The following is a 10,124-nucleotide window of genomic DNA, read 5'->3' on the forward strand; positions in this document are numbered from 1 at the left end:
TGTATCGGCATAGCGCAATTTTGCGCTATGCGGCGCGATGAAGGAGGCGAAGGTGTGCAAGAGCGGGTGCCGTGCGTCGGCATAGCGCAATTTTGCGCTATAGCGGCGCGATGAAAAAGGTGTGTAGACGCGGGGGCCATGAGTCGGCATAACGCAATTTTGAGCTATTGCGGCGCGATGAGGGAGGCGAGGGGGTGTGAGAGCGGACGCCATGCTTCGCCATAGCGCAATTTTGCGCTATGGCTGTGCGATGGCTTGGGGAAGTATGATCTAGGGGGCATCAAAGACGAGCACTATCGTGCAAAAGACGCGGGCTCATAATCGATCGGACCAGCGTCACGTATGACGGTTTCCGTTTACGGCTCTTCTCGAACCCAAACCTGCATTTCGCCCGGCTCGCGGTTGCCCCACAGCGTATAGGGCACGGCCACGATACGCTGCGTCGTCCGCACCGGCGGCTCGGTGCGGTACAAGGCGCCGCCCGCGTTCGCCGGCGCTTCGAGCCGCACGCCTTCGGTCTCGAGCAGCACGGCGCCGGTCAGGCGCCCTTCGCCGGGCACTTCGCGAAGCTCGGCTCCCGCGCCGATCGCCAATCCGGCCAGCTGAGCGCCGTTGTCCGCTTCCTCCAGGCAATAGACGAGCGGGCCCCGCTGCAGCGCGACGCGGCCGGCGTTCGCGCGCACCTCGGCGGCGGCATAGATTCGACGGGGACGCATGTCCAGCGTCATGCCGAATACGTCGCCCGCCTGCCAATTCCGGCGCAAGTACGCGTAGCCGTCTTTGATCTCGCACAAGGCCGGTTCTCCGTTCACGGTGAACGAGGTGCGTTCCGACCAGGCGGGCACCCGGAAGGCAAGCGTAAAGTCTCCGGTGCCCGAGGCTTCGGCGATCGTCAGGCTCACCTCGCCCGCCCAGGGCAACCGGCTCGTCATGCGAACGGCGACTTGCCGTCCGGCAAGCGTCAGCTTCGCCTCGGCGCCGATATGCAGATGCGCATAAAGCGTGTCCTCGCCCGCCGCGAAGGCGTAATGGCCGAGGGAGGAGAGCAGGCGGGCGACATTGGGCGGGCAGCAGGCGCAGCCGTACCATTTTTGCCGAACGGCCTTTACATGGTGCTTGCCCGGATTGCCCGCGCTCGCAGCCGGCCACACCTCCATCGGATTGACGTAGAAAAAGTGCTTGCCGTCCGTCGCCATGCCGGCCGTGACGGTGTTGTAAAGCGCACGCTCCATCACGTCGCCGTATTCGCCCTTGATCTCGTTTTGCAGCATGCGCTGCGCGAACATCATGAGACCGATCGAGGCACAGGTCTCCGAATAGTTCGTGTCGTTCGGCAGGTCATAGTCGAACGTGAACGCCTCGCCGTGATGCGTAGAGCCGATGCTGCCATTGACGTACATTTGCTTGCCGACCGTATTGGCCCACAGCCGCCTGCAGGCGGCGAGCAAGCTCTCGTCGCCGCTTCGCACAGCCAAATCGGCCATCGCCGCATACATGTACATCGCGCGGACGGCATGACCCGTCGCGACCTCCTGCTCGCGGACCGGCTTGTCCGCCTGGTGATAAGACAGTGACGGCGGCGTCTTCTGCACGACGCCCGGCGCCCACAGAGAAGTGCGGCCGCGCGCCTCCCATTCCTGATGGAAAAAGCTTGGCTGCCTCCCGCGTTCGTCGATGAAGAAGCTTGCCAGGTCCAAATACCGCTGTTCGCCGGTCACTTCGTACAGCTTGACCAGCGCCAGTTCGATCTCCTGATGACCGTCATAGCCCCGAATCTGGCCGGGACGGTCCCCGAACGTCGTGTCGATGTGATCCGCGAACCGGCAGGCGACGTCGAGCAGCGTCCGTTTGCCCGTCGCGCCGGCGTAGGCAACCGCTGCTTCGATGAGGTGGCCGGCCGTATACAGCTCATGGCAGTCCGTCAGGTTCGTCCACCGCTTGTCCGGCTCGGCGACGGTGAAGTACGTGTTCAGGTAGCCGTCCTCCTGCTGGGCCGCCGCGACGAGCGCGATCGCCTCGTCCGCGATCCGCTCCAAATCGGCGTCGGGCGCCGCGGCCAGCGCGTAGCCGACGGCCTCGAGCCATTTGTAAAGGTCCGTATCCTGGAAAACGAAGCCGCCGAACGCCCCTTCCTCCATGCCGGCCGCGATGCGGAAGTTCCGGATTGCAAAGCTCGGCTCCGCATCCGCGACGCGGTCGTTAAGCGCTTCCCATTGATAGGGAAGGACGGTGTCGCGCACGAGCTTGACATAAGGCGACCAATAATCGTCCATTATACTGACCTTTTTAAGCTCGAGCGGGCGGGGAAAGGCAGTCTGGTTTTGAAGAGCCAATTTATTCACGCTCCATCTGGGAAATTGTCGTCCGGTCGCGCCGCGCAGCCTGTCGCGGTTCGCTGCTCTCTATTTTAAAATAGTCGGGGCTCCCTTGTCGGTAGGCGATGAAGTATAATAGGTGTCAAAAACTGACCTCAAATGATAGCGCGGGAGGACAGAGGGGAGGCGCGGCTTGCTGCCATTATACTTGCACGAGCCCTATCGGCTGCGGATGAGCGGACACTTCCTGTCGGACGAGACCTGGTCGCATATGGACCGCACGATCGCGGACTACGAGCTGATCGTCGGCGTATCGGGCGTCGTCTTTATGGAAACGGGCGGGCGCATGTACGAGGTGCGGGCGGGGAACATTTTGTTTTTGATGCCGGGAGAGCGCCATCGCGGCTACCGGCTTTCCACGCCGGGCGTCTCGTTTTACTGGTTCCACTTTCTTGTTCCCGAAGCAGCGGAAGAGGCGCCGGCGGGGCAGATGCCGCGCTACGCGAGCTGTCCGTCGCCGAGCCGGGTGCATATTTTGGCGCGCCAGCTGCTTCATGCCGCGAACGGCGGATATCGCATTCGGGGAGCCGGGGATTACTTTCTGACGTGCCTGCTGATCGAGCTCGCCGACCAGCTGCAGGATTCGGACGGCAGGCCGGCAATGGATGCCCAGCTCTACGAGCTGCTCGCGTGGACGCGCCTTCACGCGCTGGACGCCGATATTACGGTCGGCCGGATCGCCGATCACATCGGCTACAACAAAGACTACTTGTCCCGCATGTTCAAGCGGCGCTTCGGCTCGGGCCTGCTCGATTATATTCACGGCTTGAAGCTGGATGCCGCGAAGGAGCTGCTGGCGGGCGGGAAGCTGGGGGTCAAGGAGATCGCGGGACGCGTCGGTTTCGGCGACGACAAGCAGTTCGCCAAGTGGTTCAAGCGGCTCGCCGGCGTGACGCCTACCGCTTACCGGCAGGCGTTCGGGGGGACGCGCCTCAACAATCGCTGAACAGACGGTTGGCGTTCAGGGATTCGGTTTCTTGTCGGCCGCTTCGCCCGTTCGGGAGCCGATCAGGTAGCCGATGATCGTCGATTCGACGGGGAGCACGACGAGCGTCCACAGATCCTTCAAGCCGAGGTCCGGCGAGCGGTTCCGTTCCGGAACGAGCGTGTAGACAAGCGCGATGAGCAGCACGCCGAGCGCGATCGTGCCGACGATGTACAGCCGGACATTTTCCCCCGAGCCAAAAAAACGACCGAGAAAGCCAAGCTCGGCTTTGCGCTTCTCGCTCTCCGCATTCGCCGCGCTGATCTTGCTGGCCACCTTCGGATCTTGAATCTCGATTTTGTTCACGGGCCATCAACCCCCTCGCCGGCGAAAAACGTAAAGGACAGCACCCATGCGGTCGCCTCGTAATTGATCGTCACTTCGTAGCTCAGAGACAGTCTGCGATTGTTCAATACGCCGAGATGGATCATATCGTCGTTGCCCGTCGGCTTGCCCCTCGGGAAGTTGATGCAGGCGATGCGTACCTTATTGTGCTGCACGAGCCGGATGTCTGTCTCGAAGTCGTCTCGCTCGGGCTCCGTTTCGATGCAAAACAAAAACGTCAGCGGATCGTTCTCCTCGGACAGCGTGATCTCGATCGGATTCATCTTGTAGGCGAACACCCTGCCATGATAGACGACCTCGAAGCCGCCGGAAAAAATTCGCATGCGCATGTCCCCCGTCTCTTGAATAGGCTAGCAGATATTCTATTGTACGAGCGTGGGGACAACCGTATGTTCGCAAAAAAAAGCGGCCGCCCGAATCTATCGGGCGGCCGCAGTTGCAGGCAGGGACGCGATTATTATGAATCTTTGCGACCGATCGTGACGATCTCGTACGGCCGTACTTCCAGGCGGAGCACACCGTCCGCGTCCGGCTCGAGCTTGTCGAGCCTTTCCTCCAGCACATTGCTCCTGTACCATTCCAAGCCGGCTGCTGCATGCAGCGTCAGCGTGGAATGGGCGCCGCTCATATTGAACCAGCGACAGAAGAGATCGTCGCTCCCGATGCCGCGCTTGACCGCGGTAAGCGCTAGGCGCTCACCTGTCCAAGGGAGCAGGCCGTGCGCCGCAGACAACGAGCCCTGATGAGCACCGGTCTGAACGGCGAGCCATGGAACCTGAAAAGCGTAAGCTTCCTGCGCTGCCGCATAGCGGCCGTCGGCGCCGCCGTAGGGAATGATCGCGAGCTCCGCTTCTTGCGCGCCGAGGCACTGTGCCTCCGGCGTGGGAAACACGCCCCAGTCGCCAAGCTCGCCGACCGCCCGCAGAAGCGTCACGGCGATCGTGCCGCGTCCGTCGCGGAGCACCTCGTACTCGTTCAGTCCGACGTTGGCCACGGCCAGCCCGCGGGCGCCATGATCAACGGCGGCGAACGCCTGCTGGTGCTGTGCGTTGCTCGGATTGCGCCACTCCGCGGCAGGCTGGTTCGGACGCTGCGCAATCTCGAAGATCGAGTCCGCGTAGTGGACGCCGGATGCCGCATCGGTCGGGAATCGCATGCGCAGCCGGTGGTCGCTGGCCTGATTGTCGTAGCGGACCTTCAACTTCAACGCCTTGACCCCGCGCTCGACGGTGACGAGCGTCTTCAGGACGAGCGGTACCGTTCGCGAGCTTCTGCCGGCCTTGCGGTCCGGGAGGTACGTCATCGTGGCGCGCTCGCGCTCCAGCAGGTCGTCCGCTTCGGCGGGGATCTCCCAGCGATGGACGATCTCGACCGTCGTGCGCCAGTCGTTGCGCGAGACGAGCCGGACTTCGGCCTCGAGCGTATCCGTCGTGAGCGTCCGGCGATCGCCGTCCTGGACGTATACGTATTCGTTGCCGATGTCCCCCGTGTTTTCGAAAACGCCGAGATCGCGGTACGTTTCCCCGGTCTCTTTGTCCGTGAGCGTCAAGCTCCCGTTGGGCTCGACGACGACGGTCATATATTCGTTTTCCAGCAAGCGGTCGGCCGGAGCGGCTTTGGCCGCTTTTTCCGTCGCCGCCGCCGCGGCGACCGGTGACTGGACGGCGCGGTCAGCGTCATCGTTGCGGCGCCAAGCATACGCGAGCCAGCCGTTGGAGGGTATGCGGTTCGCGCCGAAGGTGACGCGGATTCGCCTGGCCATGTACGGCTGCCGGAACCTGTCGTCCGGCAGCTCGTAGCCGAACCGGACGCCCAGGTCCTCGATCTCGGCGTCCACGGGCCGGCCCTCATGGTCGACGACGGCGCCGCCGTCGACTTTGACGTGCTCCATGGCCGCATAGGCGGCGGCCGGTCCGATGTCCGCAGACGCGCGGCGCGCGACGTCGAGCTCGACGGATATGGTGCCGGACCGCGCGATGCCGGCGAAGTTGAATACGACGAACGGCACGTGCGCGTCTCCGTCGAACCGGGACGTATCGATATGCGACGCGATATAAGCGACGCTTCGCTCGACGATCGGCTCCGCCATATGCCGGCTTTTGGCGAAGCGGGTCATCATTTCCGCATGAACCTCGTCTACGCTGCAGCCGCAGATGCTGTCGTGCGGGTGGTTTTGCATGAGCGTCTTCCAGGCATGAACGAGCAGCGGCGTCGGATGAGGCATGCCGAGCGATGCGGCGAAGGCGGCCGCGGGCTCCGCGAGCCGTTCGAGCAGAAGCTGTCCTCTGGCGTTCGCCTGCTTGATATAAACCCGGCTGGAGGCGGTATTCGCCAGCGTAAACCAGCCGTCGGTGCGCTGGCTGCGCAGTTCGCCTTCGACGACGGTCAATTCGCGGTCGGAGGCGCGTTCGACGGCCGCCACGTAGGAGGCCAGATCGCTATGCGCGAACTCGTAGCCGGGATACAAGTCTCGGGCCGTACGGAGCGCGGCGGGCAGATCGGTCTGCACAGGCTGGTGGTCGCAGCCGTTCATGAACAGCAGCTGAGGCGTGGAGGCGAAGCGTTCGGCATCCTTCAGCTTGGCGTCCCAATACGCGCGAGCCGCGTCGGGATCGACGGGAATCTCCATGCCGTTGTTATACCAGTTGGCGAACAGTATGCCGAGCACCTCCGAGCCGTCCGGGGAGCGCCAGCGCATCTCCGAAAAGGGCGACTCGTAAGCCGCGGAATCGGAAACGGCGTTGTTGAAGCCCGTCGGCTTGACGCCCCGTCCGAAGATCGCGTTGGCGATGCCGGCCTGGCGCATGAGCTGGGGGGCTTGCCCCATATTGCCGAAGGAGTCGGGAAAGTATCCGATCTTCGTCACGGGTCCGTAGCGTTCGGCATCGCGATGGCCGACGAGCAGGTTGCGCACGTTGGCCTCGGCGCTCGTGAGAAATTCGTCCTGCAGCACGTACCAGGGGCCGATCGCAATCCGTCCTTTGCGGATGAGGTCGGTCAGTCGCTCTCGCATTTCGGGACGTACCTCGAGATAGTCGTCCAGGATGATCGTTTGGCCGTCCAGATGGAAGCTCCGGTAGTCGGCATCGCGCTCCAGCGTATCGAGCAGCACGTCCATCAGCTCGATCAGTCTGACGTGATGGCGTTCGTAGGGCATGTACCATTCGCGGTCCCAATGCGTGTGAGAGACAATGTGCGCAACGGGTTTGTTCATGGCTGAGAACCTCCATTTAATACGAATATACAAGTAAGCGATTACTTGTTATAATCGAATCATATATTTGTGCGATACGGTTGTAAACCGGTAATGAAGACGCCGGGATAATAAAGTTGTATATATGTAATGTTTTGCGAGAGGAAGATGGCAATTGGAGAAGCAGGACAGCGCGGAAGATCGGGATCGCAGCGACCGGAAACGCCGGAGCGGCAAGCGTATGCCGCTGTATGCCCAGATCGAATCCTATGTGCGCGAACAGATTCGTTCGGGGAAATGGAAGCCGGGCAAACGGCTGCCTTCGGAAAACCAGCTTTGCAAGCAGTTCGACGTCAGCCGAATTACGATTCGCGGTGCCATGGACAAGCTGGTGGAGGAGGGCGTCGTTTTTCGCATCCAAGGAAGAGGCAGCTTCGTGGCGGAGGAAGCGGGGAAAGGCGAGCCTGCGAAGTACGATTCCGGCAGAGGCGCTTTGGGCGATCACGAGCTGCAGACGGTGGCGGTGATTTTGCCGAGGCTTCGGGGCCTGCTGACGAACAGCCTGCTCGCAGGCGTAGAGCGGGCGCTCGAGCCGTCTCGGTTCAGAATGCTGCTGCTGACGACGGACGACTCTCAGGAGCGGGAGGAGATCAAGCTGCGGGAGGCGCTTCGGGCCGGCGCGCGGGGCATGATCGTGTACCCTGCCGAGGGGCAAACCTACAGCGAAGAGATGCTGCGGCTCACGCTGGATCGATACCCGATCGTCGTCATCGACCGATACGTGCGGGGCGTGCCGACCCACTGCGTATGCTCGGACCATATCGCGGGGGCGTACGAGGCGACGGAGCATTTGCTCCGGCTCGGCCATCGGCGGATCGGCTTCGTGACGACGCCTTACGAGGGCACGACCAGCCTGGAGGAGCGGCTGGAGGGCTATCGCCAGGCGCTTAACGACTACGGCGTCGTGCTCGATCGCAGCCTTGTGCTGGAGCGCGCGGAGCCGGATGCGATCGCGTCTTTTCTCGCGTCTTCGCCGAACGTAACGGCCCTGTTTGCCGTCAACGAGCAGATCGGCCAGATGGCCATCCGCGCGGCGGAAGCGGCCGGCATGCGCGTGCCCGACGATCTGTCGGTCGTCTTTTTCGACGATTACGATCATGCCGACGCTTCCCGCATCCCTCCGACTTGCGTAGCGCAGCAAGGGGATACGATCGGATTTGAAGCGGGGAGTCGCCTGCTGTCGCTATTCGGGGATCCGAATCAGGAGCGGAGCATGGTCCGCATCCCGACGCGGCTTATCGTCCGTGCATCTACGGCGGCGCCGAGAGGCGCCGAACGCGTATAGCGGTGATGAGGTTGGCTGGCGAATGATTTTAAAAATCTTGCGGTTCTATTGGAAACGGCGTCTCTTTGCGCGGGCATTGGGTTATGATGAGACGTTGGAATATAGCAGCACGCGGAAAAGGGGAGCTTCGCATGAACGGACGATCCGTAAGAGAGCAGCTGGAGGCGTTGGCGGAACCGGGCTATCAAAAATTCGCTTCGTCGCTCATTCCAAACATCGACAACGTCATGGGCGTCCGTCTGCCGGCGCTGCGGCGAATCGCGATCGGGGCTGCGCGGGGCGACTGGCGAACGTGGCTTGATCGCGCGGGCGGCGAGGCATTCGAAGAGATCATGCTGCAGGCGATGGTGATCGGGTACGCCGACATGGCATTGGAGGAGCGGCTCCGGTACGTGGCGGACTTTGTCCCGAAGATTGACAACTGGTCGGTGTGCGACCGCTTTTGCCTCGGCTTGAAGTTTGCGCGCGACAATCAGGCTGCCGTGTGGGCGTTTATTCAGCCATATCTGAAGTCCGCGCGGGAGTACGACATCCGCTTCGGCGTCGTCATGCTGCTCGAGCATTTTATCGACGAGACGTACGCCCAGGAAATGCTGAAGCTGCTGGATGAAGTGTCGCATGAAGGCTATTACGTCAAAATGGCGGTCGCATGGGCGGTCTCGATGTGCTACGTGAAGTTTCCGGAGCAGACGGAGGCGTATCTGGCCGGATGCGCGCTCGACGATTTTACGTTTAATAAGTCGCTGCAAAAAATCGTGGAGTCGTACCGGGTGAGCACAGACGCCAAGCAGCGGATTCGCGGAATGAGGCGCGGCGCAAGGGGGAGACGGGAAGCGACGGACGTGAAGTAGGCGGAAGCGGCGAGATAAGTCGCTGGGAAATGGCGGCAGCGCGAATGGGGAAAGGGCGCATCGCCTTCTCTAGGAGAGGCGATGGCCGCCGCGTGAGCCGGAAAGGGCGCATCGCCTTCTCTAGGAGAGGCGATGGCGGCCATGCGAGCGGGAAAAGACGAATCGCCTTCTCTAGGAGAGGCGATGGCCGCCACGCGAGCCGGAAAGGGCACATCGCCTTCACTAGGAGAGGCGATGGCCGCCGCGCGAGGCGGAAAGGGCACGCCGCCTTCATCAAGAGAGGCAATGCGCCGCCTCGACAAACCAAACAGCCCCGCCTCCTTGTACCGGAGGCGGGGCTGCGTTTCAAAGAATCAGGCGTCGAGCTCGCCTTCGCGCAAATCGAGCGGCAGCGGCGCCGGACGCTCGCATGTGCTGTGCATGCGGTAGCGCGCGCCTTGCTCGGCCGCGTCGTGGAAGCCGTGCATCGCCTCCAGCACGTGGTAGGCCAGCTCGCCGTTCGCGCGGTGCGGGCGCCCGGTCAGGATCGCCTGCGCCATGTCGGCGGCGCCGAGGCCGCGGGCGTTGTTGGCGTAGCCGTGCGTCAGCGGCAGCTCGGACCAGTCGCCCGAGCCGGCGCGGCGGATGCGGATCGGACCGCCGAAGTTGTTCGGATCGGGCACCTGCAGCGTACCGCCGCTGCCGTAGATCTCGATGAAGGGCAGCTGCGCGCCGCCGGGGGCGTCGAAGCTCGTCAGGATGGTGCCGATCGGACCGGCGGCGAATTCCATGATGCCCGCGACGTGGGTCGGCACTTCGACCTCGATCTTTTGGCCGTTTTTCGGCTTGCTCGTGATCGTGCGCTCGGGATAGGAGATGCGGGCCGCGCCCGTCACGGCGGCGATCGGGCCGAGCAGAGTCTCGAGCGCCGTCAGGTAGTAGGCCCCCATATCGAACATCGGACCGCCGCCCGTATTGTAATAATACGCGGGATCCGGATGCCAGCTCTCATGTCCGCCGCATACCATGAACGCGGTCGCGCCGATCGGCG

The 10,124-nt window shown here is 62.7% G+C and carries 8 protein-coding genes; 3 read left to right on the plus strand and 5 right to left on the minus strand.

Features of this window, described 5'->3' with window-relative positions; translation table 11 throughout:
• Nucleotides 1-356: 356 nt before the first annotated feature.
• Complete coding sequence (locus tag KVT38_RS19175; RefSeq protein WP_217595353.1) at nt 357-2,273, minus strand: glycoside hydrolase family 127 protein; 1,917 nt, start codon at nt 2,271-2,273, stop codon at nt 357-359.
• Between the two features lie 235 nt (nt 2,274-2,508).
• On the opposite strand from KVT38_RS19175, the gene KVT38_RS19180 reads away from it, so the two are divergent.
• On the plus strand, nt 2,509-3,321 hold the full coding sequence (locus KVT38_RS19180) for a helix-turn-helix domain-containing protein (protein ID WP_217595354.1): 813 nt from the start codon (nt 2,509-2,511) through the stop codon (nt 3,319-3,321).
• Between the two features lie 15 nt (nt 3,322-3,336).
• Here KVT38_RS19180 and KVT38_RS19185 read toward each other — a convergent pair whose 3' ends face one another.
• The 3 genes from KVT38_RS19185 to KVT38_RS19195 form a co-directional block, all read right to left on the minus strand.
• Nucleotides 3,337-3,666, minus strand: a complete 330-nt coding sequence (locus tag KVT38_RS19185) for a hypothetical protein (protein WP_217595355.1) — start codon at nt 3,664-3,666, stop codon at nt 3,337-3,339.
• A complete protein-coding gene (locus KVT38_RS19190; protein WP_217595356.1) occupies nt 3,663-4,028 on the minus strand; it encodes a DUF6864 domain-containing function in 366 nt (121 codons plus the stop codon). The genes KVT38_RS19185 and KVT38_RS19190 overlap by 4 nt, the downstream gene beginning before the upstream one ends.
• Nucleotides 4,029-4,162: 134 nt before the next feature.
• On the minus strand, nt 4,163-6,919 hold the full coding sequence (locus KVT38_RS19195; protein WP_217595357.1) for an alpha-mannosidase: 2,757 nt from the start codon (nt 6,917-6,919) through the stop codon (nt 4,163-4,165).
• Nucleotides 6,920-7,073: 154 nt separating this feature from the next.
• Here KVT38_RS19195 and KVT38_RS19200 point away from each other — a divergent pair, with 154 nt between their 5' ends.
• Together KVT38_RS19200 and KVT38_RS19205 are read left to right on the plus strand one after the other, a co-directional pair.
• Entirely contained in the window at nt 7,074-8,243 is a 1,170-nt protein-coding gene (locus tag KVT38_RS19200) for a GntR family transcriptional regulator (protein ID WP_217595358.1), read from the plus strand.
• 131 nt (nt 8,244-8,374) lie between these two features.
• On the plus strand, nt 8,375-9,094 hold the full coding sequence (locus KVT38_RS19205) for a DNA alkylation repair protein (protein ID WP_217595359.1): 720 nt from the start codon (nt 8,375-8,377) through the stop codon (nt 9,092-9,094).
• Between the two features lie 353 nt (nt 9,095-9,447).
• Here the strand turns inward: KVT38_RS19205 and KVT38_RS19210 are convergent.
• Nucleotides 9,448-10,124, minus strand: a 677-nt coding sequence (locus KVT38_RS19210) for a Gfo/Idh/MocA family protein (protein WP_254639350.1), incomplete at its 5' end; no start/stop codon positions are given.

Origin of the sequence: Cohnella sp. GbtcB17, from assembly GCF_019091135.1 — a bacterium.
GTDB lineage: Bacteria > Bacillota > Bacilli > Paenibacillales > Paenibacillaceae > Cohnella.

Coding starts and splice junctions, on each gene's coding strand:
- KVT38_RS19175 (WP_217595353.1), bottom strand. CDS start 2,273: ATGGACGATTATTGGTCGCCTTATGTCAAGCTCGTGCGCGACACCGTC.
- KVT38_RS19190 (WP_217595356.1), bottom strand. CDS start 4,028: ATGCGAATTTTTTCCGGCGGCTTCGAGGTCGTCTATCATGGCAGGGTG.
- KVT38_RS19195 (WP_217595357.1), bottom strand. CDS start 6,919: ATGAACAAACCCGTTGCGCACATTGTCTCTCACACGCATTGGGACCGC.
- KVT38_RS19205 (WP_217595359.1), top strand. CDS start 8,375: ATGAACGGACGATCCGTAAGAGAGCAGCTGGAGGCGTTGGCGGAACCG.